The organism is Actinophytocola sp., assembly GCF_036555685.1.
GTDB lineage: Bacteria > Actinomycetota > Actinomycetes > Mycobacteriales > Pseudonocardiaceae > Actinophytocola.
The window spans coordinates 1-25290 of sequence record NZ_DATBKY010000088.1; the positions used below are offsets into that span (position 1 = coordinate 1).

A 25290-nucleotide genomic window follows, 5' to 3' on the forward strand; every position below is an offset into this window, starting at 1 on the left:
GATCGGCGCGTTGCCCTCGGAGAGCAACGGGTTGCTGGCCGTTTACCGCAGCACCGACGTAGGGCGCACCTGGGAGCAGACGTGGCATCCGCAGACCGGGAAGGCGCCGCGCCGGGTCATCTCGAGCACGGTCGTGGGCGCGGACGGCTCGCTGACGATCAACGCCCAGGACGACAAGCAGTACCGCAGCAGCGACGGCGGTCGCACGTTCACCAAGGTGCCGGCGAAGTACCGCGGCTACGCGCAGTGGACCCGTACCGGCTACATCGCCACCGGTGACGGGAACTCGGAGCTCATGGCGTCCGAGGACGGGGTGCACTGGCGCAAGCTCGAGGTGGGCTGACCCGAGGGGGTAGGACGTCAGCGGTGCACCGGTCGGAACTCGCCGACCTGGTGCACCGCTGGCGGTTTTCCGGCCAGCGCCCGGCGGACGCCGTCCAGCACGCCGGCGGAGATCTCCCGGTGGGTGAGCCACCGGGTACGGCCGGCGTGCCGGACGAAGCCGAGCACGACCTGCTGCGTGGGGTGGTCCGGGAGGACCGGGTCCGGGCAGCCGCCGACCGGGTTGGCCGACGCGCTGCCGTGGACCTCCACGACGGGCGCGCCGGGGGCCAGCAGCGCGGCGACGGCCCGGAGCACGGAGATCCGTTCGGTCCGGTGCACCCAGGCGACGAGCAGGTCGGCCGGACCGCCGAGGGCCCGCGCGGCACGTTCGGCGAGCGCGGCGGGCTCGGACCAGGTGGCCTCGACCCAGAGGGCCTTGCGGTGCCCGTTCCCGCCGCCGTTGTGCTCGACGGCGGGGATGGGCGCGTAGCGTCTGCTCGGCAGGACGACGTGCCACCCGTCCGCGACGAGCGCTTCGGCGCAGCCGGCCAGCATGCCGGTGCCACCGAGGACGAGGGCACGTTTCCCGCTCATCCAGCCTCCGGAGCTCGAACTCGCTCCGTCACGTTACCCGAGCCGGTGTCCGTTTTCGCGTCACCGAGCCTGGGTGAGGCTGAACCAGTTGCCCGAGTCGTCGCGGAACACGGCCTCGATGCCGTACGGCCGCTCGGCCGGCTCGGCGAGGAAGGTCACGCCGCGCTCGGAGAGCTCGCGGTAGGTCTTGTGGCAGTCGTCGGTCGCGAAGACGCCGCCGCCGATCGCGCCCTTGGCGACGAGCTCGCGAATGGCCTCGCTGTTCTCGGGCGAGTGGCCCATGGCGCAGTCGGCGAGGATGTACTCGACCTCGGGCTGGTTCGGCGGCCCGACGGTCAGCCAGCGGAAGCCCTGGCCGGAGCCCTCGAACTCCTCCCCCATGGTGATGTCGCTGCGCAGCTCGAAGCCGAGCTTGTTGGTGTAGAAGTCCTTCGCGGACTCCTGGTCCAGCACGTAGACCATGGCGTGCGAGAGCTTGGTGATCATGTCCGTTCCTCCTGTTCGGTGTGGACACTCACGCTAGGCGCGCGTCCCGTCGCCCTGCTTATCCGCGATTGCTGTGGGCCGCGCCCACGCCATGAGAAAGCACCCGGGTATCGCCGGCGGTCCGCCCCGATCGACCATGCGCTTGCGATACTCGGTGGGCGAGCAGCCCACGAGCTCGGCGAAACGCCGGGAGAACGACCCGAGGCTGGTGAAGCCGACGACCATGCAGATCTCGGTCACGGTGAGGTTCGCGTTGGCCAGGAGGTCCTTGGCTCGCTCCACCCGCCTTCGACTCAGGTAGGCGCCCGGGGTCTCGCCGAACGCGTGCCGGAATGCTCTCGCGAAGTGGTAGCGGGAGAAGCCGGCCTCGGCGGCCATCGCGTCGAGGTCCAGGGCGTCGGCGTACCTGGCGTCCATCAGATCCTTGGCGCGCCTGAGATGGACCGTCTGCATGTCGCGCACGTTACGCCGGTCCGGGAGGGGGCTCATCGGCTTGGCGGGCTGCGTCGTGGATGGTTCTTCGCGAAGCCGCCACCCCATCGCATAGTCCCGCGAAGCGACCGGGTCGCTCCGCTTTGTGTCCACAGTGGTCCGACCATCCGGGAACCCGGACGATCGGCTCAGTGCGCGGCGTCGTTCCACGACCGGCCGAAGCCGACCGACACGTCCAGCGGGACGTCCAGCTTGTAGGCGCCACCCATCCCCTTGCGCACCAAGGCCTCCGCCTGCTCCCGCTCCCCCTCGGCGACCTCGAGCACCAGCTCGTCGTGCACCTGCAGGAGCATCCGCGTCCGCAAGCCGGCCGACCGCAGCTCACGGTCGACGTTCAGCATGGCGACCTTGATGATGTCCGCCGCGCTGCCCTGGATCGGCGCGTTCAGGGCCATGCGTTCGGCCATCTCGCGGCGCTGCCGGTTGTCCGACGTCAGGTCCGGCAGGTAGCGGCGGCGACCGTAGATCGTCTCCGTGTAGCCGTCCATGCGGGCCTTCGCCACGATCTCGTGGAGGTAGTCCCGCACGCCGCCGAAACGGTCGAAGTACTCCTCCATCAGGCCGCGCGCCTCGTCCGTGGAGATCCGCAGCTGCTGGGACAGGCCGTAGGCCGACAAGCCGTATGCCAGGCCGTAGTTCATCGCCTTGATCTTGGCTCGCTGGCCGCCCGTGACGTCCGTCGGCTCGACCGAGAAGACGCGGGCCGCGGTTGCGGCGTGGAAGTCGAAGCCCGACTGGAAGGCCTCGATCAACGCCGCGTCGCCGGACAGGTGCGCCATGATGCGCATCTCGATCTGGCTGTAGTCCGCCGTCATCAGCTCGGCGTAGCCGTCGCCCACGATGAACGTGTCGCGGATCGTGCGGCCCTCGTCCGTGCGGATCGGCACGTTCTGCAGGTTCGGCTCGGTCGACGACAGGCGGCCCGTCGCGGCGATGGTCTGGCTGTACGTCGTGTGGATGCGGTTGTCGTCCGACACCGACTTGATCAGGCCCTCGACCGTGACCTTCAGCCGGCTGGCGTCGCGGTGCTCCAGCAGGTGCGCCAGGAACGGGTGCTCGGTCTGCTCGAACAGCCCGGTCAGCGCGTCCGCGTCCGTCGTGTAGCCGGTCTTCGTCCGCTTGGTCTTCGGCATCTGCAGCTCGTCGAACAGCACCACCTGCAGCTGCTTCGGCGACCCGAGGTTGATCTCCTTGCCGATGACCTTGAACGCCTCCTGCTCCGCGCTCTTCACCCGGCCGGCGAAGTGCGCCTCGAGCGCGGCCAGCTGCTCGGTGTCGACCGCGATGCCGACCGCCTCCAGGTCGGCCAGCACGTGCAGCAGCGGCAGCTCGATCTCCGCCAGCAGGTTCGTGCCGCCGGTGTTGTCCAGCGCGATCTCCAGCGCCTCGGCCAGGTCGGCGATCGCGCGGGCGCGCACGATCTCCGCCTCCGCGACCTTCGCCGCGTCGCCGTCCTCGCCGTCGAGCAGCGACAGCTGGCGCTCCTCCGGCGCCTGCTCGATCCGCAGCTCCCGTTTGAGGTAGCGCAGCACCAGGTCGTCGAGCGCGAACGAGCGCTGGCCCGGCCGCACCAGGTACGCCGCCAGCTGGGTGTCCATCGTGAGCCCGGCCATCGTCCAGCCGCGGTGGCGGATCGCGTGCAGCGACCGCTTCACGTCGTAGGCGAGCTTGGGCACGGCCGGGTCGGCGAGCCACGCCGTCAGCGCCCGCTCGTCCTCCTCGGCCAGGGTCGTCACGTCGACGAACGCGCCCGTGCCGTCCGCACGCGCGATCGCCACCGAGCGCAGCTCCACGGCCTCGCCGGCCACCCCGGTCGACGCGTCGCGGAACGACAGGCCGACCTTCGTGCCGGCCGGTGCGTTCGCCGACAACCAGCCGGCCACCGCACCCGGCTCGAGCGCGCCGCCGGTGACCTCGAAGCCGTGCTCGGCCTCCGGCTCGGCCGTGGACAGGTCGGCGAACAGCCGGTCGCGCAGCACCCGGAACTCGAGCTCGTCGAACAGCCGGTGCACGGCGTCGCGGTCCCACGGCTTCGCGGCGAGGTCGTCGGGCTCCACGCCCAGCGGCACGTCCTTGACCAGCTCGGTGAGCTGGCGGTTCATCATCACGTTCGCCAGGTTCTCGCGCAGCTTGTCGCCGACCTTGCCCTTGACCTCGTCGACCCGGTCGACCAGCTCGGCGAGCGAGCCGAACTCGTTGATCCACTTGGCCACGGTCTTCTCGCCGACGCCGGGGATCTTGGGCAGGTTGTCCGACGGGTCGCCGCGCAGGGCCGCGAAGTCGGCGTACCGGTCGGGCAGGACACCCGTCTTCTCCTGCACCTTCGCCGGGGTCATGCGCCACATCTCGGACACGCCGCGGGACGGGTAGAGCACCGTGACGTGGTCGCTGACGAGCTGGAACGCGTCGCGGTCGCCGGTACAGATGTATGTCTCGAACCCTTCGGCGGACGCGAGCGTGGTGAGCGTCGCGATGAGGTCGTCGGCCTCGAAACCCTCCTTGGACAGGGACGGGACGGCGAGCGTGGCCAGCACGTCCTCGATGAGGCTGATCTGGCCCTTGAAGTCGTCCGGTGTCGCGGAGCGGTTGGCCTTGTACTCGGCGTACTGCTCGCTGCGGAAGGTCTTGCGCGACACGTCGAAGCACACGGCCACGTGCGTGGGCTTCTCGTCACGGAGCAGATTGATCAACATCGAGGTGAAGCCGTAGACCGCCTCGGTGTGCTGACCGCTCTTCGTGACGAGGTTCGCCTCCTTCAGCGCGTAGAACGCCCGGTAGGCCATCGAGTGGCCGTCGATGAGCAGCAGCCGCCGCTCGTGACCGGCCTTCGTGCTGGTAGTGGCATTGCGTGTGTCGGGCGTCTCAGGCACAGGGCGAGTCTAGGGTGGAGCACCGACACTGGTGACGACCACCAGCGAGGAGAGAGCGTGTCGAGCGACAAGAACTTCCCGCCGGACCTGCCCGGCGTCCGGTACGACCTGATCGACCAGCTGCTGCCGACCAAGATGGGCATCGAGGTCACCGAGTGGGACCCGAAGCGCGTCGTCGGCACGATGCCGGTGGCCGGGAACCTGCAGCCGTACGGCCTGCTGCACGGCGGCGCCAACGCCACGCTCGCGGAGACCATCGGATCGGTCGCGGCGGCGCTGAACGCGGGAACCGACCGGGTCGCGATGGGGCTCGAGCTCTCCTGCACCCACCACCGCGCGGCCAAGTCCGGGCACGTCACCGGCGTGGCCACGCCGCTGCACGTGGGCCGCAGCACCTCGTCGTTCGAGATCGTGATCACCGACGAGGAGGGCAAGCGCACCTGCACGGCCCGGCTGACCTGCATCGTCCGCGAGCGCCCGCCGGGCGCGTGACCACGCTCGGGGTCGTCTTCCGGCCCCAGCTCCCGCCCGAACGGCTGCCCGGCGTCGTCCGCGCGGCCGAGGAGTCGGGCCTGGAGGAGCTGTGGCTGTGGGAGGACTGCTTCTTCGAAGGCGGCGTCGCGAGCATGGCCGCGGCGCTGGGCTGGACCTCGCGGCTGCGGGTGGGCATCGGGATCCTGCCGCTGCCGCTGCGCAACGTGGCCCTGACCGCGATGGAGGTCGCGACGCTCGACCGGCTCTTCCCCGGCCGCACGGTGTTCGGCTTCGGGCACGGCGCGCAGGAGTGGATGGCCCAGGTCGGCGCGCGGCCGGCGTCCCCGCTGACGGCGATGCGCGAGCACCTCGTCGCGCTGAACGCGTTGCTGCGCGGTGAGCGGGTGCGCACGTCGGGCGACTACGTGCGCCTCGACGACGTCGCGCTCGACTGGCCACCGCCCGCCCCGCCCAGGCTGTACTTCGGCGCGACGCGGCCACGGTCGCTCCGGCTGTCCGGCGAGCTGGCCGGCGGCACGATCATCGACGCCGCGCACAACGCCGACGCGGTCCGCCGCGCCCGCGCGCTGATCGACGAGGGCCGCGCGGCCGCCGGCCGCACCGACCCGCACCCGCTGGTCGTCTACCTCCAGGCCACGACCGGCCCGTCGGCGGCCGCGCGGCTGCGCAAGGAGCTGGAGATCTGGGGCAACGAGGCGGTCCCGGACCTGGGTGCCGCCGGCGACGCCGAGTCGGTCGCGCAGGCCGTGCACAAGCTGGCCGGCGCCGGCGCCGACTCGGTCATCCTGACCCACACCGCGGACGAGCCCGACATCGAGGGCTTCGTCCGCTTCACCGCCGAAGAGGTCCGTCCGCTCGTCCGCTGACCGGCCCGGGAACGCCGAACGGCGCCTCCCGGACCGGAAGGCGCCGTTCGAAGTGGACGGTCAGGACTGGCCGAGGTACGCCGCCCGCACGCGCTCGTCGGCGAGGAGCTCGTTGCCCGGGCCCTCGAGCGTCGTCGCACCGAGGTCCACCACGTAGCCGCGGTCGGCGAGCGCCAGGGCCGCCAAGGCGTTCTGCTCGACCAGCAGGATCGTCGTGCCCTGCTGCTGCAGCTCCTTGATCGTGTCGAAGATCAGCTGCGTCATGATCGGCGAGAGACCCATCGACGGCTCGTCCAGCATCAGCAGCCGCGGCCGGGACATCATCGCCCGGCCGATCGCCAGCATCTGCTGCTCGCCGCCGGAGAAGAGGCCGGCCTTCTGCGTCCGCCGCTCGCCGAGTACCGGGAACAGCTCGTAGACACGGTTCAGGTCGGTCCGCACACCCGATTCGTCCTTGCGGGTGTACGCGCCGAGCATCATGTTCTCCTCGACGGTCATCCGCGCGAACACGCGGCGACCCTCCGGGCAGTGCGCGACACCCTGGCTGAGGATGGCGTGCGCCGGCGCCTTGGCGATCGACTTGCCCTCGAACCTGATGTCGCCGCCCCGCGGGCGCAGCAGGCCCGAGATCGTCCGCAGCGTGGTCGTCTTGCCCGCGCCGTTCGCCCCGATGAGGCAGACGATCTGGCCGGCGTCGACCGAGAACGACACGTCCCGCACGGCTTCGATCGCGCCGTAGGCGACGCTGAGGTTCTCCACCTCCAGCAGGGGACTCATGCGTCGGCCTCCTCTCCGGTGCCGGTAGCCCGGCGGTCGACCACCTGGCCGGTGGCGGCGGCCTCGGTCAGCGAGGCCTCCACCTCCTCCGCGGGCTTGCCGAGATAGGCCTCGATCACCCGCGGGTCGTCGCGCACCGTCTCCGGTGAGCCCTCGACCAGGACCTCGCCCTGCACCAGCACGGAGACCGAGTCGCACAGGCTGAAGATGAACTTCGTGTCGTGCTCGATGACCACGACCGAGACACCGGTGTCGCGGATCCGGAAGATCAGCTGCCGGGCCGCCTCGGTCTCCTGCGGGTTCATGCCGGCGGTCGGCTCGTCGAGCAGCAGCACGTCCGGCTCGGTCGCGAGCGCCCGGGCGATCTCCAGCCGCCGCTGGTCGCCGTAGGGCAGGTTGCGCGCGACCTCGTCGTCCAGTCCGGCGAGTCCGACGAACTCGAGCAGCTCCACGGCCTTCTGCCGGGCGTCCCGCTCGCCGCGGTGGAACCGCGGACCGTGGAACAGCGACGCGAGCGGGCCCTGACGCATCCGGATGTGCCGGCCGACGAGCACGTTTTCCAGCACGGTCATGTTGGGGAACAGCCGGATGTTCTGGAACGTCCGCGCGATCCCGGAGACGGTGACCTTCGCCGGGTCGCGCGGCAGCTCCCTGCCGCGCAGCCGGACCGCGCCGCGGGTGGGCGTGTACAGGCCGGTGAGGCAGTTGAAGAACGTCGTCTTGCCGGCACCGTTCGGCCCGATCAGGCCGACGATGCGGCCCTCGCCCAACGTCAGCGAGACGTCGTTGAGGGCGGTCAGGCCACCGAAGATCATCGTGACGCCGGTCGCCTCGAGCACGGTGTCCACCGCGCCGTGCCGTGCCGCGGCGCTCATCGGCCGGCCTCCTTCGCGGTGGCCGGAGCCTCGCGTTCTCGTTCTAGCTCCAGTTCGTGTTCCAGCACGGCCTGTTCCTGAACCTCCTCGATGGACTTGCCCTCCGCGGTCTCACCGGCGAACTCCGCGCGGCGGACCCGGTCGGGCACCAGGCCCTGCGGGCGGAACCGCATGATGAAGATCAGCGCGAGGCCGAACACGAGCAACCGGTAGTCCTCGAACTCGCGCAGCTTCTCCGGCAGCACGAACAGCAGCGACGCGCCGAGCACGGCGCCCGGGATCGTGCCCATGCCGCCGAGGATGACCGCCGCGAGCAGCGTCACCGACTCGAGGAACTTGAAGCTGTCGTAGGACGCCGTACCGAGCTTGTGCACGAAGATCGCGCCGGCGAGCCCGGCGAGCGTGGCGCCGCACATGAACGCGAGGATCTTCGCCCGGCCGGTCGCGATGCCCATCGCGCGCGCCGCGTCCTCGTCCTCGCGGATGGCGATCCACGCGCGGCCGATGCGGCTGTTCTTGAGGTTCGCGAACACCGCCATGACCGCCGCGACCACGAGCACGATCAGGAAGTAGTACAGGACACCGGAGGGCAGCGCGGTGCCGAACAAGGTGATCGGCTCGTTGAACGCCGTGCCGAACATCGTGATCGGCGGGATGCCGGGAATCGCGCTCGCGCCACCGGTCAGGTTGCCGATGTCGTTCTGCGCGGTCCGGTAGAAGATCTCACCGAACGCGAGCGTCACGATGGCGAGGTAGTCACCGCGCACGCGCAGCGTCGGCGAGCCGACGATCGCGCCGAAGATGCCGGCGATGACCGCGGAGATCAGCGCGGCGAGCGGGAACGGCAGGTTCCACCCGACCGTCGACGCGACCGCCCCGGACAGGTTCGCCGCGACGAACGCGCCGATGCCGAGGAACGCCACGTACCCGAGGTCGAGCAGGCCCGCCAGGCCCACCACGATGTTCAGGCCGATCGCGGTCGCCGCGTACACGCCGATGGTGGCCGCGACCTGCATCCAGTACTGGCTGCCCGCGTCGGTGAACGGCAGCGCGAACGCGCACAGCAGCAGCACGATGATGCTGAACGCCCGGTGCTCCTCGGAGAGCCGGGCGACCCAGCCGGTGACGCCCATGCCGTGCAGCGCACCGAGCAGCCCACCCGCGAACCCGAGGTACGCCAGGAAGATCGGGCCCGCGTACGGGAACGCCGCGCCGCCGATGCCGCCGACGGTCAGCGTCTCGGACACGAGGTACAGCACGGCGCCGAACGCGATGAGCAGGGCGACCCACGCGGCGATGCGGCCCGCCCAGCCCGTGAGGCCGAAGATCCTCGTCGACCAGTGCGGGATGTCCGCGAGCGGTATGGCACCCGCGGCGAGGATCACCGCGACTCCGCCGAGCGCGCCGACGATGCTGCCGAACGCGTAGTTGCCGTCCGCCACCGTGATCGCACCGAGGCCGCCGCCCTTGCCGGCGATGAAGACCGCGGTGATCACCGAGATCGCCAGCCCGCCCCAGCCGAGCGCGCGCAGCACGCGCGACTTGGCCGGTGTGGGGGCGAACGTCGCGATCAGCGCGAGGACGCCGAAGAGGAGCAGGTTCCAGCGGTACCCGGTGAGCTCGAGCGGCGCGTCGAAGAACTGCAGCGTCGCCTTGTCCGGGTACGGGCCGTCGTTGAGCAGGAACGTCGCCCACGGCAGCATCGCGCCGATGAGGAACAGCACGCCGCCGATCGCGGCGAACGGGCGTGCCAGGAACGCGGGGAGGAATCCGGTTACTTTGCTCACGCCCGCACCCTCTCCGCCTCACCGAACAGACCCTGCGGCCGGAAGACCAGCACGAGGATCAGGACGACGAAGATCCACACGTAGTCGTACTGCGTGCCGCCCGGCAGGTACTGCCCGCCGAGGTTCTTGATGAGGCCGATGATGAACGCGCCGATCACCGCACCGCGCAGGCTGCCGATGCCGCCGAGCACGGCCGCGGTGAACGCGAAGATGCCGTTCTGGAAGCCGATCGAGTTGTCGACGTTGGTGATCCAGGACCCGTACAGCACGCCGCCGACGCCGGCGAGCGCGGCGCCGAGGATGAAGGTCAGCACGATCACCCGGTCCGGGTTGACGCCCATCAGGCGCGCGGTGTCCCGGTCCTGGGAGGTGGCCCGCATCGCGCGCCCCATCCGCGACCGGCTGACGTAGGTCTGCAGGAGGATCGACAGTCCGATCGAGACGACGATCAGCAGCAGCCCGGACGCGGAGATCTCCACCGGACCGATGTTGATCTGCTTGTCGATGAACACCCGCGGGAACGGCTGCGCCGCGTCGGCGTCGGGGTACCAGATCCGGATCGCTTCCTGCAGCGCCACCGACACACCGAGAGCGGTGATCAGTGGCGCGAGTCTTGGCGCGTTTCTCAGTGGGCGGTAGGCGAACCGCTCCATGAGCACCGCGATCACGACCGCGACGATCACGCCGCCGAGCAGCATCAGCGGGAGCGCGATGTACCACTGCTCCCGCCAGCTCTCGGGCAGCATCCACCGGTACACGGCCAGACCGCCGAACGCGCCGACCATGAAGACCTCGCCGTGCGCGAAGTTGATCAGCTGGATGATGCCGTACACCATCGTGTAACCCAGCGCGATCAGGCCGATCGTCGCGCCGAGCACGATGCCGTTGGCGATCTGTTGTAACAGGGTCCCCACATCTACCTCCCCCGGCGGCGGGGGTGGGCTGGGCCCACCCCCGCCGTCGCGTCGATCTTCACGGATAGATCTGTTGAACCCGAAGGTCAGCCGGCGAACTCACCGGTCTGCACCGCGTCCCACTTGCCACCGGACACCTGGTACACGGTCAGCACCTTGTTCGTGCTGTCGCCGAACTCGTCGAACGAGACCTTGCCGGTCGCGCCGTCGGCGCTGTACTCGCCGGCGTTCTTGACCATGTCCGGGCGCATCGAGTCGGCCCATTCCTTGTCGCCGATGGTCTTGGCGAGCGAGGTGATGATCACGTTGGCGGCGTCGTAGGCGAACGCACCGTAGGCGCTGTAGCCCTCCTTGAAGCCGGCCTTCTCGTACGCGTCGACGAACGCCTTCGCGCTGTCCAGGTCCTCGGTCGGGGCGCCGACGGAGGTCGCGAGGTCGCCGTCCTTGCCGCCCAGCTTGATGAAGTTGTCGTCGAAGATGCCGTCGCCACCCATCACGGGGACGTTGAGCCCGGCACCGACGAGCTGCTTCGAGAGCGGGCCGGCCTGCGGGTACTGGCCACCGAAGTAGACGGCGTCCGGCTTGAACGGCTTGACGGCCGCGATCACGCCGGAGAAGTCCGTGTCCTTCTCACCGATCTTCTGGCGGGTCACGATCTTGGCGCCCTTCTCCTCGGCGCGCTTGGTGAACGTGTCCGCGAGGCCCTCGCCGTAGGTCAGACCGTCGGTGATGATCGCGACGTTCTTCTTGCCGGCCTTCTCGACCAGGTAGTCGGCCGCGTACGGGCCCTGCAGCGAGTCGACCGTGCAGGTGCGGAAGTACGTCTTGTACGGCCGCTTCGGCGCGGTGTCGAAGTTCTCGCCCTTGGTCAGCGTGTCGTTGGTGTTCGCCGGCGAGATCTGCAGAATGCCGGCCTGGTCCAGGATCGGCTGAACGCTCTGGGACACCGAGGAGTTCAGCGTGGAGACCACGCCGACCACGCCCGGCGTCGACGCGAGCTTCGTCGCCGCCTGAGCACCCAGCTGCGGGTTCTTCTGGTCGTCCTCGGCCTGCAGCTGGAGCTTGTAGCCCTTGACGGTGCACTTCTCGTTGGCCTGGTTCACAGCGAGCCGTGCCGAGTTCTCGATGCCCTTGCCCAGTGCGGAGAGCTCACCGCTCAGCGGGGAGATCGACCCGACGATCAGAGTTCCCTTGCTTGTGTCGCAGGCCTGGTTGTTCTCGCCACCAGCCGGCGTCTCCTCCTTGTTGGTGCCGCACGCCGCCAGCAGCAACACCCCCGCTGCTACTACCGCCGCGGCCTTCACCGTCTGGTTTCGCACGTGACGTCCCTTCATCCACTCACTTCGTTCGAGCGATTGCGCATAGCATGCCGAACCCAACCCTCGTCCATGTCAGAGGGCTGGGCCGGAACGTAGTAACTCACGCTGTGTGAGTCACGCACCTAGGGGCCTCGTGACCAGACTGCAACGAAATTGCTCACCGACGTCCGCTCACCGGACGAAGCCGGGCTAATCGGTCATCGGCGGATCACCCGATCTCAACTTCACAACGCAGCGGGTCCCGCCCACCGGGCTGCTCCTAACCTTCTCCACGTGCGGACACGGAACCGGCTGCTCGCCTGGCTCGCCGGGGTCGTGCTCGTGGCCGGTGCCGTGGTGGCGCTGCGGGCCACCGAGGACGCGCCCGCGCACGACGAGTCACCGCCGGTGGTGCACGTGGACCGGTTCGCGTCGAACTTCGTCGTGCTGCCCAGCGCAGGGCGCCCGCCGCCGCAGCCGGAGCAGATCGTGGTCACTCCCGGTGCCGGCCGGCTGCGCCTGTCGTGGGCGGACGGGCTGGCCGGCGGGAAGCCGCTGGACGGCGTGGCCGGGTACGAGATCCGCTGGCAGGTCGACGGCGAGCGCACTTCGTCCCGCCTCGTGGCCGCGCCGGACGTGCAGCTGAACCGGCTCACCGACGGGCGGCGGTACCGGGTGTCGGTGCGCAGCGTCGACGCGTTCGGGCAGCGGTCGCGGCCCACCGAGGTGATCGCCGTGCCGGGCCGCCAGCACCGGCCGTACCTGTCCGGCCTGACCGGGCTGTACGACGACTTCCACGACGCGTCGACCGCGCTGGATACGTCGCCGGACGCGCGCTGGCACGTGTCGGGCTACCGCGGCTGCGTCGGGCTGGGCGCCGGCCGGGTCGACGGCCTGGGGCTGCCGATCGACCTCGGCTGTGGCGCGGACATGGCGGTGCTGCGGGCACGTGTGCCGATGCGGCTCACCGCGCCGCGTGGGGCGGACGAGGTGCTCGGCCGGGTCACGGTCGGCACGGACGCGGCGGGTCCGGGTGGCGAGCTGACCGTGGACCTCGTGCCCGGCCGCGCGGATCGGGTCGGCGTCGGCCTGCGACGGGCGAGCCGGACGGAGGAGACGGATCCCGCGCTGCCGGGCGGCACGATCCGCGTGTCCGTGGGCGACACCGGGGTGCAGGTGAGCACGGCGCCGGACCTGGCCGCGCGCGGTCCGACACGGGAGATCCATCCGGTGCCGCGGCGCGGGCCGGGCGTGATCCACGTGTTCGAGGTGGTGCTGACGTCGACGGGCGTGCGGGTGTACCAGGACGGGCTCGCGGTGGCGGCGCGGGACGTGGTGCCGGCGTGGCGGTCGGCGTCGTTGCTGCTCGGTTTCCGCGGGCCGGACGGGCGGCGCTCGCGGGTGCACGTGTCGTCGGCCGGGTTCACCGGGCCGCCGACCGCGCCGCCGCGGGTCGTCGAGGAGTCGGTGAACGCGGGGACACAGCGCGTGCTCGGGCCTCGGGACCAGGAGCCGGGGGTCGGGATCGCGCGGACTCCGTTGCGGCACGCCGCTTCCGCGCGGCTCGTGGCCACCATGGCGGTCACGCGGGAGCTGGACACGCGGCGGGTGGTCGTGCAGATGGGCAGGCTGCGAGTGCCGGCGCGGCCGACCGTGGCGGTGCCGCCACGCGAGCCGGGGGCGGCGCTGACCGTGGTCGCCGACGTGCCGCCGTCGCTGCTGGGTACGCGTGGGCCGGACACCGTCACGCCGTTCGTGGTGCGGGCGCCGGGGTCGAGCGTGCAGGCGGTGCTGCTGGAGACGTACCTGGAGATCACGCCCGCGCCGGACTGGTCGCCGCCGGCCGCGCACCCCGAACAGCCGCCGGACCTGCCCGACGCGCTGCCCCGGATCAAGGCGGTACTGGGGAATGCCGGCGGGCAGCCGCTGGAGAGCACGACCGTGCCGCGGCGCGGGCAGCTCGTGTTGAGCGTGACGCTGGAGCCGGAGCACGTGCAGTGGGACACCGGCGCGGTCGCCGGTGTGCAGGGCGTGCAGGTGCGGCTCGACGGTGCGGTGATCGCGGGCATCCCGACCGCGGCCGACGGCCCGGGGCTCGGCGGTAGTTACGCGGTGTCGATCGCCGTGGGCGGGCTGACGTTCGGTTCGCACTCGATCGAGGTACGCGAGTACGGGATGCGCAGCGAACGCCCGGTGTCGGCGCTGCTGAACTTCGTGATCAGGTGATGTTCTCGACGACCGCCTCGGCGACGGCCTTCATCGTGGCGCGCCGGTCCATCGCGGTGCGCTGGATCCAGCGGAAGGCCTCGGGTTCGGAGAGGCCCTGCTTGGTCATGAGCAGGCCCTTGGCGCGCTCGATGACCTTGCGGGTCTCCATGCGGTCGGTGAGCGTGGCGACCTCGGTCTCGAGGGCGGCGAGCTCGGAGAAGCGGCTGACCGCGAGCTCGATGGCCGGGACGAGGTCGTGCTTGGCGAACGGTTTGACCAGGTAGGCCATCGCGCCCGCCTCGCGAGCGCGCTCCACGAGGTCACGCTGGCTGAAGGCGGTGAGGATGACGACCGGCGCGATCCGCTCGCCCGCGATCGCCGCGGCGGCGTCGATCCCGTCCATCTTGGGCATCTTCACGTCGAGGATCACGAGGTCGGGCTTGAGCTCGGCGGCCATGGCCACGGCCTGCTCGCCGTCGCCCGCCTCGCCGGCGACGTGGTAGCCCTCCTCCTTGAGCATCTCGACGAGGTCGAGCCGGATGAGCGCCTCGTCCTCCGCGACGAGAACACTGCGCTGCACGGCCGGGCCCGGCCGGGCCTCGGCAGCCTGCTCGGTCACCGGGGTCCTCCTGGGGTCTCTGCGACTGCGGAAACCCCAGCCTACCGACGCGGACCGCGCCCCTGCCGCCTCAGAGACGGTGATCACCATAATGTAACGAGCCGGCAACATACCCCGTGATGTTCCCTGCGCCCCTGGTCACACGTGCCGCCCCGGCCCAACCCTCACGACCCGCGACACACGCATCCCGTAGAGTCGTCGGCCGTAGCCCCCGTAGCCCAATCGGCAGAGGCAACGGATTCAAAACCCGTCCAGTGTGCGTTCGAATCGCACCGGGGGCACCCTCGTGACCTGGATCGATAGTTCACTCATCTGGGCCTCGGGCATGACTCCCGTCGGATCACGGCTTCGACGCGGTCCAGGGCCCGCCAGCGAGGCGCCGACCCGGTAGACCGAGAGTCATCCAGTTGCCGTCACACGCCGTCCAGCGCATCGACGACGGGCCGCCAGTCGAACACGTCCCGCGCCGCTCCGACGCGGATGGCCTCGTTCGGCAGCACCGTCACGCCCCACTCGCTGAGCGTCTGCAAGCTCCGCGCGTACGCCGGATGCGCGGCGAGGCTCGACTTGGCGTAGGGCGCCACGACGATCGGCAGCCGCAAGCCGATCGCCTCGTTGAGCAACCCGAGCGCGAACGTGTCGCTGATCCCGGCGACCCACTTGTTGACGGTGTTGAACGTCGCGGGCGCCACCGCTATCACATCAGCGCGCGGCAAGGACTCTGAATCATCGGGTCCCTGATACTCGTCACGCACCGGCCGCCCGGTCTTATCAGCCAGAGCCGAGATATCCATCCAACCGGCAGCACGCGGCGTCGCGATGACGCAGACCGTCCAGTTCTTCTCCTGTAGGAGCCCGATCAACTCGGCTATCGCCTGAGCAGGCGGCGCGGCACACACGACGAGATAGAGCACCCGCGACGTCATCAAGCAGCGCCAGGTCGAGCCGCGAGCGCCGAAGGCCGGGCGTGGCGCTCTTGCGTTCGCGAGCGAGTAGCGTGCTCAGCAGAGCGCGGGCAGCCGCATTCCGCGACACGTCCTGCTTGGCCACACGTTCCGCCTCGAGCAGGTGCACACAGCAAGGCTATCGTCGCCTTGCCCGACCGACGCCCAGCCCAACTCAAGATGAACCTGCGAGCGAGGCCGAGAAGAACGGCAGTTAGCGCATCCGTGTCGATGCGTTCGCCAAGGCCCCTATGGGCCAAAGGTCCCTGGTCGAGGAACGATGAACAGGGCATACTCGATGCCTGATCTGTGGGCGCCGCCGAGGGAAGGGCGGTCATCACATGGTTGACGACCGACCGCCTGGGAACGATCCGCTGAAATGGCGGAAGTATCGTTGCCCCAGGCCAGACTGCGCTAAGACAAAGCGGGCGACGGCTGCCCCTGCGTGCCCTGTCCATAAAGATGAGGTCATGGAACTGGTTGTCGAGCAATAATTTCGAAAGCGGTGTTCGCGCCAATGTAACTATTCTTCCAATTTGACCTCATTGATTTCCATAAGCGCAGTGCAATATCCTCCAGCACTCGCGATTGCGGCCGAGTAGCTCACTAACGCCATGCCGAGAAATAGCCCAGCGATCACACATATCCCAATCCATTGGGGAGCCGTGATGGTAGCAAACAGAACAAGGCTAAGCATGCTCAGAATGACATAGATGAACACCAGCGTGCAGTACATGTCGAGGCGAGTTCGGTACTGGTCATGATGCTGTTTGACTCTAGTTGACACCAGTTCCCGTCGACGTAGGACAAAGGCCTGCAGGGTCTCGTTCTCGCTCAGATTCAATGAGTCCTCAGTAGCCCGGATGATGTTGCCCAGTCTAGTCGGACGCAGCCGATGAACTTTAGGATGCTCGCGAATTCGACTACCGATTCGATCAATCTTCTCAGCCTTTTCAGCTGGGATACGATCCTGCCACGTCAATTGCGGAGTCATCTCGGTCGAATCTGATTCTCCAGTCCGTGGTTCAGGTTCGTCAGGATAGTATTTTCCGTGAATCTTGGAGTAGACTACATGCGACGGCTGACTGTCTAGCATATTTGCAAGAATTCGTTTGAAATCTTCCAAATCGAGTCTTGCTACTCGCTCCCGCATCTTTCGAATGCGCTTGTCTCGATAGCGAGCCAGACTGAATTGATGCGTATGACGAACGTCTTCTTCACGACTCGAAGTGCCCCCCACTTGCTGCGATGTTTGTCCCGGGATGTCGTTCCTCCGAACCACTTGAGGTTCCGGTTCGTCACTGTAATACATTTGATGAACGTGGAGGTATACAATACGGGAAGACTCTTTACCAAGCATGTCTCCAAGAGCCGCAACGAAGGCCGACAACTCGAGCTTACCTAGTCGATCTCGCATCTTTCGGAGACGTCGTCGCCTATAGCCAACCAGGGCCGCGAAAATCCCCAGTTTGAGAAACGGGCCCCAATATCCCTCCAAGAACCTTATTGCTCCGAACGAAAAGGCCTGACTTACCATCGCTGCGAGCACAACCGAGAACAGCAGGACTACCAGAATTCCCAATGGTTTGGCGGTGAGGGCGACAACCGCCGCGCCCACGTCAAAGTTGCCTTGGCTGCGGAGCTGGAGCAGGATTGCTGTGCAGCCGACCAGCATTGCCGCAGGCAGCCAAGCGCTCAGGCTCAACTGATCGAGCACTTTGCTGATGAACTGTGAGAGCCCCTCGGGCTGGGGCTGTACTTCGGCGGATTCATTTGGCGCCTGTGCCACGTCATGTTGCTGTCTCGGACGCACGGCAACATCGTTGCGCACAGCTGCTGGATGTCTCGGCACCACGCCGTGGTGGCAGCCCGGAGGTTGCGGAATCTTTGATATCGCAACTAAAGCACTGGACGAGCGGGCGCTCAGATCAGCCACAAGCCGCTGGACCAGGCGGCGAGAGTTGGGCCCCCGCGAAGTCCGCCGCTCGCGGGTCAAGTACGCGCTCACCGCGACCAACTCCAGCCCCGCGACGCGACCGGCGTCTGCCACTCACTCACGCGGCGGGCCGGCAATACGTCCGCGAGCTGCGTACCCGGGGCCCAGCACCCGAAACCGGCCAAACCCCCGACGCCGGACAAATCGCACGGCCCTCACCGGCCTACCCGTCCGCTGTCGACCCCGCGAGTCCCCCACTCCGAACCAAGGCGCGTGGCGGCGTGGGTACCCTCGACGCTTCCCGCCCGCGACACCTGGGAGCGTTTACGCGATGTTGGAGCTCGCGCCGGTCGCGTTCGTGCTGGTCTTCGCAGCGATCATCGGGCTCATCGGCTGGCTGCTGGTCCGCACCGTCCGGCGCAACCGCGCGCCTCGGAACCCCGCCGTCGGTCACGACCTGGCCCGGCTGGCCGCCGAGCGGGGGTGGCACTACACCCCACGGGACGACGAGTTCCTCCGGCGGTTCGACGGCTACCCGTTCGGCCGGGGCGGGCAGCTGCGCCCAGCGCTCGACCTGGTCACCGGGACGCACCGGGGCCGGGAGTTCGCCTGCTTCCAGTTCGCCCCGCCGCGCTCGCTGTCGCCCGGAGAGGGCTCGGCGGAGATCGGCTACACCCGCGTCGTCGCGGTCACGCTGCCCGCGCCGGTGCCGACCCTGGTACTCAGCCCGGCCAGGTCCGCGCCGCGCTGGACGCGCCGATACACCACCGGCGACGACGCCTTCGACCGGACGTTCGCCGTGGGTACCGAGGACGAGCCGTTCGCCGACCACGTGCTGACCGAGCCGGTCCGGCGGTGGCTACTGGCCAACCCCCCGGCGGGCGCGCTGCGGCTCGGCGGGCCGAGCCTCGTCGCCTGGAACGCCGACACCGGCGGGTTCGCCGCGAGCATGGTCGAACCCGCCGTGGCGCACCTGAGTGACCTGCTGGACCAGATCCCGCCGGACGCGCTGCGCTGAGCGGCCGCCCGGTACCCGAGCGCTAGTCCGCCGCGCTCGGCCCGGCCGGCCGGACGGTCCGCACAAACTCCTGGAAGTCCTCGAACACGTCATCGAGCTGTGCCCGCGTGCAGGTCAGCACGAGCTCGAGCACGGCACGTCGCGCCGGGTCGTCGACGTCCTGCATGGACACGAAAACCTGACACTGGACGAGCTCGAGCGGGTGCTCCGCACCGACCTCGATGTCGAGCACCTGGGTGATGCCCGGCGCGTCGGCGGAGCCCACCTCCCGGCGCTTGCGGACCCGTACGGACCCAGCTGTCTCCTCGAGGCGGTGGACCGACTCCTCGGCGATGGCGTCCATCGACAGCTCCGGCTCGCGGAACTGGCCGGCGATCGTCAGGTTGGCCGTGAAACCGTTGGCGGAGGCCGGGTGCAGCGCGACGAACGCCACGCCGGGCGCCCCGACCTCGTCCGGCGGCGCCGCCTGCCAGCCCTCCGGCAGCGAGAACTCGATGCGAACGGGTAGCTGGGTGACCATGGGTGGAACTCCAAGCGTTGGTCGTGACGGCGGTCAGTCGAACGGGTTGATCGCGCTGGCCGCGTCGCCGAGGGTATCGGTGATCTCGTCCGGGTCCACCGTGACCTCGAAGCCGAGCTTGGCGCCGACACCGAGGCCGACCCCGGCCTCCGCACCGATCGTCCACTTGCCGTCCTCGCCCTTGCCGATGGTCGCGTTGGCCTCGGCGCCGGCTCCCGCCCACGCCTCGCCGGTGAGGCCGGCTCCCAGCCCACCGACGTCGCCGTGCACCTCGCCGGTGGCCTTCGCGCCGGCGAACGCGTCCGCGCCCAGCTTGATGCCGTCCTTGCCGACCGCGCCCTGAACACCGGCCTCCGCGCCGACGTAGCCCTTGGCCGTGCCGCCGACCTCGGCGTACCCGTAGCGCGCGGAGCCCTCCGCCGAGGCGTTGACCAGGTAGGCCCCGGCCCGCGCCTGGCCGGTGATGCCGTCGCGGCTGATGCCCGCGGTCGCCGTGGCGTCCGCGCTGAGAGCCGAGACCTGGGCCTTGCCTGCCAGCGTGACGTCGCCGAGCTGGGTCGCGCCCATGGCGTCGGTCTTGAACAGGCTCGCCTCGGCCGTGCCGCCCACCAGCGTGGCATTGATGCCGGGTCCCTGCTTCTTCTGGAACTCCTCGCCCCACTGGCCGTACTTGGCGAACTTGCTGCCCGCGTTCTGCTGGCGCTCAGCCTTCTCCAGCCAACTCTCCGTCTGCTTGATGTCGACGGCGACCTTCTGCGGCCCCTTCTTCTCCACGAACTTCTGCGGTCCGGTCAGCCAGCTCGGCGCGCCCTTGCCCTTGCCGCCCTGGTTGTCGATGGCCTCAGCGTTGCTGTTGCCGGCCTTCTCCAGCTGGTCGCGCGCCCGGTCGAGGATCTCCCGGGCCTGCTGGCGCTTCGCCGCGCCGGGGTCGCTGAACGAACCGCCGACCGGCACCGGGCCGCCGGGCGACCCGGGCGTGGCACCCGGCGTCATGCCGGGCATGAACGAACCGCCCGTCGACTCGAAGTCCGAGATCGCCTGCCTGGTGGCCTGCTCTCCCTCGTTCCACAGCGCGATGGCCTCGGCCGCCTGGCCTTGTGCCCAGGTGAGCGACGAGGCGTGGCTGTCGAGTGTGCTCGCGGCGGAGTTCATCGCGTCGCGGCCGAGGCGCCAGTTGGCCGGCTCCGGGGTGAACTTGTCCCAGAACGCGCTGCTGGCCGGCCCTTCCCAGCCCGGGATCCGGATACCGCTGAGGTCACCGGCGACCGTCTCCATCGTGTTCGCCTTCGTGCGCAGCTTGTCGGCCGCATCGGTGACCGCCGCGGGGTCGCCGGGGACGAGCTCCTTGGGGTCGTTGGTCTGGCCGAGCTCAGCCATCAATTCCCCCCAGTAGGCGTCGGCGCGGGCCCCGGGGTCGGGTGCGGCACCGGGTGGGCCGGGTCGAACCGGGATGAGCCGGTGCGCTCCTTCTCCTCGTAGACACCCGCGGCGCCCTCCAACGCCTCACCGGCGGACGCCGAGCGCTGCTGGAGGATCTGCTTGGCGAGCTCCCACGTGGTACAGAAGTTCGACACCGCCGACGAAACCTTGCCGTGCCCGTACGCGTCGCCCTTGCCGGGGACCTCCTCGAGGTTCGTGTCGTCCGCCTTCGCGATGGCATCACCAATGCCGTTCGCCGCCGTGCGAAGCTCCTGTGGTTCTACGCGGTAGCCATCCATGCCCTGTCACCCGTGTCGTCGCCTGCGGGAGCGCTGCCCATGACACCGACGAACCGAACACCGCCCCAGTTCCGTATGGCAGGAACGTAGTGGCATCGGGCACCGCGCGGCGGGGATTCCGCAAGTTTCACCTCGCCGACGGCGAAAGGTCCCGCGTAGGAGATCAACAGTGATGCCGCCGACCACTTGGTCGGCAGCATGCGCGAATGGATTGCGATCATCGGTGGGCTGAACGCGGGGTTCGTCGCCGGCTACGCAGCAGGGCACGCGGCGGCCCGCTCAGCCGGCTCGGGAGCCGGAGCTGAACGGGCCGCGCGACCGGATGTCAGGAGCTGACGTAGGTGCCGTCCGTGCAGGCGTACTCGACGCCGCCCTTCTCGGCGCACGCCCACATGAGGTACGTCTGGTCCTCGGTCAGGTTGCCGGTCTTCCACGGGCTCGTGTACGGCGCGTTGTGGCCCGCGGTCGTCGCAGTGCGGCCGGTGCTCAGGTGAGCGTTGATGCCGTACCCGTCCCCGTACACGTCGGATGCCGCCAGCGCGTCGCCGGGGTCGCCGTTGGTGTCACACGGGTCCTGGCTCCACTTCGCGTAACCCGCCCACGTTCCGTCGCTCCAGTAGGCGTCGTTGTAGTAGTACGTGCAGCCGGCCTTCGTGGTGACCTGATGCGCGACCAACTTCAGTGTGAGTGGCGCCGCCGGTGCGGCGTCCGCGGCGGCACCGGTCAGGAGCAGGCCGCCGAGAACAGCGGCGAGCGCCACCATCATCGTTGCGATTCGGTGTGTCAGGCGCATGAATTCTCCCCAAACATGCTTTCCCTTTTCGTCCCCCAAAGGACCTTACGAAATCGTTCCTACCACCGCCGCTCGCCGCCGAGCCCGGGAGCCGGGAAGTTGTCATCCAAATACAGTTGCGCCACCCGTGGTCACCGGGCTCGACCCGAGCCGATACGTCGGTGTGGCAACACTTTCGGCCACGCCCATCGACTTCGCATCGAATCGAGCACTCACGGGCGGTCCTTCCGAAATGGCCGGGCCGGGTTTCGAGTTTGACCGGAACTGACAATTCCGCGACCAGCGAACGGCCGGAAACGGTCAAAGCTTCCGAACTCCTGGCGAGCGGTGAGACCTTTCTCACTGCCAACTGATTTCCAGTCCGGCGAGTGTCGCCTGCGGGTCCTGTGCGATGGCCTCGATGGTCCGCAGGCAACCGTCGAGGAGCCGGCGTGGGCGTCGCACCTCGTCGAGCGGGCGCCTAACACTCAGGCGGACCACGGGACCCGGATGCCGGACCAGCAGCACGATCCTCGGTTTCGCGGAGTTAGGGGCGATTCTCGTTCGTTCGACCCAGGTGCCGTCGGGTGTGGGGGCTTGAGGTGCCTGCGCTTCGTGGCGGTCGACGGCTGGGACGAAGTTCACCTCGAACACCGGCTGGACGGACGCGCCGCCGGCGTTCGCCGGTGGGTTCAGCCAGTCCAGTAGGGCGTTGGCGTCGTACAGGCTGTGGCTTCTGCCTTCGGCCAACGCGTTCTCGACCGCCCGCGTCCGCGAGCTGAGGGTGTCTCGGTCGGAACCGGCGATGTGTGGGAACACCGGCTGGGCGATCTGGACCACGGCGTTGAAGTCGGCAGTGGTGCGCCTGTTCGCGTAGGTGGTCTTGCAGACATGCCGGTGGCAACCGGACAGGGCGCCGATCGCGATGCTCAGCGCAGTGACCCAGACGGCGTGCGGTGACACGCCGAGCCGGGTGCACGCCGCCTTCACGCTCCGCACCTCGTCCGGCGTCAGCCGGTGCTGGGTCACCCACACCGCCTCGGCCGAGTCCGGCTCGGGTGCGCGGTAGGTACGCGGTGCGTCGGCGAGCGCCTGCTTCCAGTACTCGGTGTTGCGTATGACATCGGGGTCGTCCGGGCCCTTCGCGAACTGGCTGGCCTGCCGAGGCGCACGCACGGGTCTTCGCTCGATGAGCTGGCGCAGATGGCGCGCCGCGGCCTGCTTGCCGAGCGCGTCGACGAACACGTGCGACAGGCTGAGCTTGATCGCGACCACCTGGCCGTCCCTGGTGTAGAGAACAGTGCGGAACGCACCCGCCAGAGGGGAAACCGGCAGCGTCGCCCAGATTTCCGGACCGGTCAGCGGATCGACGCACTCGATCAACTCAAGGTGGCGACGCACCTCGACCGCGTCGGGTGGCAGTACCTCCTGCCGCAGGGCACCGTCCGAAGCGGTCACCAGCCGGCTCCGCAATCCCTCATGTGCTCGCACGAGCTCGCCGACCGCAGTCATGGCCGCGGTGACAGTCGACTCGACCGGGACCACCGCGGTCAGCACCATCGACGGCAGGTCCGCACGTGCCCAGTTCCGCAGGTTGCGCAACTGCGACACGTTGAGCTCCAACACGACAGGACGGTCGTATACGTTCGGATGCACCCGATTCCCCCAGTCGTTCGGTGCGCCGCTACTCCCCCACCTGACCCTCGGCCAGTTCCGTGACTATGTCCAGATGCCCCAGATGCCTCGCGTACTCCTGCAGCAGGTGGAACAGGATCCGCTCCAGGGAAGCCGGGTCGCCTCGCCAGCCCGGGCCTGGGACGCCGCGGGTGGACAGATCGGTCGAGCGCACGACCACGTCCGTGTGCTCGGCCTGGGCTTCCAGTGCTGCCACCAGGTCCACGAGCCGCTCGGTCGCGTGCCAGCGGCCCTCCTGCTCGTCGCCCCACGGGGTGGCTACCGGACGGCCCTCGAAGCGCCACTCGATCCAGCGGAGCTCCACGTACCGGACGTGCTTCAGCAGCTCCAGCGGGGTCCAGCCGGACGGGAGGCGGCTCGCCCGCTGGTCCGCCGCGGGCAGGGAGCGCACCTTGTCGATCATGCGGGAGCGCAGGTAGTCCAGATAGGTCAGGAAGACCTCGGCGCGTGACGACGCCGGCGCGTTCGGCTCGGGGAAGTCCACTCGCGAGACAATATTCAGCCGGCCGCCAGCTCGGCGAGGACCCGGTCGAGATCCGCCAGCGTCATCGGCTTCGACAGGTACGCGTCGAAGCCCGCGTCCAGTGCCTCGCGACGGTCGCTTTCCTGGATGAAGCCGGACACCGCCACGAGCGTGAGGTCCGCCGTCTCGGGCTGGGCCCGCAGGTGGCGCGCGATCTGCAGGCCGCCGATGTCCGGCAGGCCGATGTCGCACAGGACCACGTCGAACGGCTCCGTCGTCGCCGCGGCGAGCCCGGCCCGGCCCGTCGTCACCACGGTCGCCGTATCGCCTCGCCGCTCCAGCAGCGACCGGTACGTCACGCCCAGGTCCGCGTTGTCCTCGATCACCAGGAACCGCAACGGCTCGCGCGGCTCGGTGGCCGCCACCCCGTCCGGCCGGTCGACGGACGAGGCCAGCGGCAGCAGGACGCGGAACGTCGCGCCCGTGCCCCCGCCGTCGCTGTGCGCGGACACCGAACCGCCGTGCAGCTCGCTGATCGTCCGCACCACCGCGAGGCCGAGACCGAGCCCGCCGACCGACGTCATGCCCGACGGGGCCGCCCGCGTGAAGACGTCGAACAACGACTCGGCCAGCTCCGGGGCGAACCCGATGCCGTCGTCGGCCACCACCAGCTCGGCCTCGGCGGAGGTGGCCGACAGCGACACCGAGACGGTCGCGCCGGGCTCGGTGTACTTCGCCGCGTTGCCCACCAGGTTGCCCACCAGCTGCGCCAGCCGCACGCGGTCGCCGTCCACCGGCACGGGGTCGGACGGCAGCGAGACCCGCAGCGCCCGCCGGCCCGCCGCGAAGGAGGCGGCGACGTCCGACGTGGCCTCGGCCACGACCTGCCGCAGGTCCAGCGGCCGCCGGACCAGGTCGAGCCGGCCGGTCAGCGCCCGGCTCGCGTCCAGCAGGTCGTCGGTCATCCGGACCAGCGCCATCGTCTGGCGTTCCAGCACCGCGAGCGCGGGGTGGTCGGCCGGCGCGTCGAGCGCCAGCAGCTCGATCCCGGCCCGGATGGCGGCCAGCGGGTTGCGCAGCTCGTGCGAGAGCGTCGCGATGAACCGGTCCTTCGCACGCTGCTGCGCGCGCAGCGCCGCCCCGGTCTCGGCCAGCTCCTTGTTCGCCTCGCGCAGCTGCCGGTTCATGTCCTGGACCTCGCGGGCACGCGTGAAGAGATCCGCCTCCAGCTCGGACAGCCGCGCGAGCGCCCCGTCGGGCGCGTGCCCGGCCGCGCGGACGAACTCGGTCACGTCCTGCACGCGGTGGATGAGGTGCGTGATCCTCCCGTCCTCGGCCACGACCGGCGTGTTGATCGGGCTCCAGTACCGCTCCTCGAACCGCCCGCCGGACCCGGCCGGGATGTCGTAGCGCTGCAACGCCATCGTGTCGGGCTCGCCCGTGGCGAGCGCGGTCTCCAGCGACCGGCGCAGGTTGGCGACGCCGTCCGCGGTCCCGTCGTCCGGGTTGTCCGGGAACGCCGCGAAGACCGGCTGCCCGACGAGCGTCTCGCGCCGGGTCCGGGTCGCGGCCAGGTACGCCTCGTTCACGGCCACGATGGTCAGGTCCGGCGTGAGCAC

The 25290-nt window shown here is 69.5% G+C and carries 24 protein-coding genes and 1 tRNA gene; 6 read left to right on the plus strand and 19 right to left on the minus strand.

What is annotated here, in order from left to right; genetic code table 11:
* Positions 1-343, plus strand: a 343-nt coding sequence (locus VH969_RS08905) for a beta propeller repeat protein (protein ID WP_331973163.1), incomplete at its 5' end; no start/stop codon positions are given.
* 17 nt (positions 344-360) lie between these two features.
* Here VH969_RS08905 and VH969_RS08910 read toward each other — a convergent pair.
* The 4 genes from VH969_RS08910 to polA all read right to left on the minus strand — a co-directional run bounded on the left by VH969_RS08910 (position 361) and on the right by polA (position 4679).
* Entirely contained in the window at positions 361-918 is a 558-nt protein-coding gene (locus tag VH969_RS08910) for a Rossmann-fold NAD(P)-binding domain-containing protein (RefSeq protein WP_331973165.1), read from the minus strand.
* Between the two features lie 60 nt (positions 919-978).
* On the minus strand, positions 979-1404 hold the full coding sequence (locus VH969_RS08915; protein WP_331973167.1) for a VOC family protein: 426 nt from the start codon (positions 1402-1404) through the stop codon (positions 979-981).
* A gap of 33 nt (positions 1405-1437) precedes the next feature.
* Entirely contained in the window at positions 1438-1857 is a 420-nt protein-coding gene (locus VH969_RS08920; protein WP_331973169.1) for a helix-turn-helix domain-containing protein, read from the minus strand.
* 167 nt (positions 1858-2024) lie between these two features.
* A complete protein-coding gene (polA, locus tag VH969_RS08925; protein WP_527249152.1) occupies positions 2025-4679 on the minus strand; it encodes a DNA polymerase I in 2655 nt (884 codons plus the stop codon).
* Between the two features lie 195 nt (positions 4680-4874).
* Here polA and VH969_RS08930 point away from each other — a divergent pair, with 195 nt between their 5' ends.
* Positions 4875-5258, plus strand: a complete 384-nt coding sequence (locus VH969_RS08930) for a PaaI family thioesterase (protein ID WP_414638445.1) — start codon at positions 4875-4877, stop codon at positions 5256-5258.
* Entirely contained in the window at positions 5255-6127 is an 873-nt protein-coding gene (locus tag VH969_RS08935) for an LLM class flavin-dependent oxidoreductase (protein ID WP_331973173.1), read from the plus strand. The genes VH969_RS08930 and VH969_RS08935 overlap by 4 nt, the downstream gene beginning before the upstream one ends.
* Before the next feature lie 60 nt (positions 6128-6187).
* On the opposite strand, the gene VH969_RS08940 is transcribed toward VH969_RS08935, so the two are convergent.
* The 5 genes from VH969_RS08940 to VH969_RS08960 all read right to left on the minus strand — a co-directional run bounded on the left by VH969_RS08940 (position 6188) and on the right by VH969_RS08960 (position 11799).
* Positions 6188-6904, minus strand: a complete 717-nt coding sequence (locus VH969_RS08940; RefSeq protein ID WP_331973175.1) for an ABC transporter ATP-binding protein — start codon at positions 6902-6904, stop codon at positions 6188-6190.
* A complete protein-coding gene (locus VH969_RS08945) occupies positions 6901-7779 on the minus strand; it encodes an ABC transporter ATP-binding protein (RefSeq protein ID WP_331973177.1) in 879 nt (292 codons plus the stop codon). The genes VH969_RS08940 and VH969_RS08945 overlap by 4 nt, the downstream gene beginning before the upstream one ends.
* A complete protein-coding gene (locus VH969_RS08950; RefSeq protein ID WP_331973179.1) occupies positions 7776-9566 on the minus strand; it encodes a branched-chain amino acid ABC transporter permease in 1791 nt (596 codons plus the stop codon). Before VH969_RS08950 ends, VH969_RS08945 begins: the two co-directional genes overlap by 4 nt.
* Positions 9563-10480, minus strand: a complete 918-nt coding sequence (locus VH969_RS08955) for a branched-chain amino acid ABC transporter permease (protein ID WP_331973181.1) — start codon at positions 10478-10480, stop codon at positions 9563-9565. Before VH969_RS08955 ends, VH969_RS08950 begins: the two co-directional genes overlap by 4 nt.
* Positions 10481-10566: 86 nt before the next feature.
* Positions 10567-11799, minus strand: a complete 1233-nt coding sequence (locus tag VH969_RS08960; protein ID WP_331973183.1) for a branched-chain amino acid ABC transporter substrate-binding protein — start codon at positions 11797-11799, stop codon at positions 10567-10569.
* Between the two features lie 273 nt (positions 11800-12072).
* Between VH969_RS08960 and VH969_RS08965 the strand changes: the two genes are divergently transcribed.
* Positions 12073-14004 (plus strand): fibronectin type III domain-containing protein, encoded by a 1932-nt coding sequence (locus tag VH969_RS08965; protein WP_331973185.1) that lies wholly within the window; start codon positions 12073-12075, stop codon positions 14002-14004.
* On the opposite strand, the gene VH969_RS08970 is transcribed toward VH969_RS08965, so the two are convergent.
* Positions 13997-14605: an ANTAR domain-containing response regulator gene (locus tag VH969_RS08970; RefSeq protein WP_331973187.1), complete on the minus strand. Its 609-nt coding sequence runs from the start codon at positions 14603-14605 to the stop codon at positions 13997-13999. The genes VH969_RS08965 and VH969_RS08970 overlap by 8 nt on opposite strands.
* 207 nt (positions 14606-14812) lie before the next feature.
* On the opposite strand from VH969_RS08970, the gene VH969_RS08975 reads away from it, so the two are divergent.
* Positions 14813-14886 (plus strand) — tRNA-Leu (locus VH969_RS08975).
* 132 nt (positions 14887-15018) lie between these two features.
* On the opposite strand, the gene VH969_RS08980 is transcribed toward VH969_RS08975, so the two are convergent.
* Positions 15019-15519, minus strand: coding sequence for a flavoprotein (locus tag VH969_RS08980; protein ID WP_331973189.1), 501 nt, complete (start codon positions 15517-15519; stop codon positions 15019-15021).
* Between the two features lie 553 nt (positions 15520-16072).
* A complete protein-coding gene (locus tag VH969_RS08985; RefSeq protein ID WP_331973191.1) occupies positions 16073-17380 on the minus strand; it encodes a hypothetical protein in 1308 nt (435 codons plus the stop codon).
* Between the two features lie 436 nt (positions 17381-17816).
* Here VH969_RS08985 and VH969_RS08990 point away from each other — a divergent pair, with 436 nt between their 5' ends.
* On the plus strand, positions 17817-18503 hold the full coding sequence (locus VH969_RS08990) for a hypothetical protein (RefSeq protein WP_331973193.1): 687 nt from the start codon (positions 17817-17819) through the stop codon (positions 18501-18503).
* A 22-nt stretch (positions 18504-18525) separates the two neighbouring features.
* Here the strand turns inward: VH969_RS08990 and VH969_RS08995 are convergent, their stop codons facing one another.
* The 7 genes from VH969_RS08995 to VH969_RS09025 form a co-directional block, all read right to left on the minus strand.
* Complete coding sequence (locus VH969_RS08995; RefSeq protein WP_331973194.1) at positions 18526-19023, minus strand: hypothetical protein; 498 nt, start codon at positions 19021-19023, stop codon at positions 18526-18528.
* Positions 19024-19056: 33 nt separating this feature from the next.
* Complete coding sequence (locus VH969_RS09000) at positions 19057-20400, minus strand: putative T7SS-secreted protein (RefSeq protein WP_331973195.1); 1344 nt, start codon at positions 20398-20400, stop codon at positions 19057-19059.
* Entirely contained in the window at positions 20400-20741 is a 342-nt protein-coding gene (locus VH969_RS09005; RefSeq protein ID WP_331973196.1) for a hypothetical protein, read from the minus strand. The genes VH969_RS09000 and VH969_RS09005 overlap by 1 nt, the downstream gene beginning before the upstream one ends.
* A gap of 325 nt (positions 20742-21066) precedes the next feature.
* Positions 21067-21534: a hypothetical protein gene (locus VH969_RS09010; RefSeq protein ID WP_331973197.1), complete on the minus strand. Its 468-nt coding sequence runs from the start codon at positions 21532-21534 to the stop codon at positions 21067-21069.
* A 339-nt stretch (positions 21535-21873) separates the two neighbouring features.
* Positions 21874-23073, minus strand: a complete 1200-nt coding sequence (locus VH969_RS09015) for a condensation domain-containing protein (RefSeq protein ID WP_331973198.1) — start codon at positions 23071-23073, stop codon at positions 21874-21876.
* A 124-nt stretch (positions 23074-23197) separates the two neighbouring features.
* Entirely contained in the window at positions 23198-23692 is a 495-nt protein-coding gene (locus VH969_RS09020; RefSeq protein ID WP_331973199.1) for a mycothiol transferase, read from the minus strand.
* A gap of 14 nt (positions 23693-23706) precedes the next feature.
* The coding region (locus VH969_RS09025; protein WP_331973200.1) for a hybrid sensor histidine kinase/response regulator at positions 23707-25290 on the minus strand (1584 nt) is incomplete at its 5' end.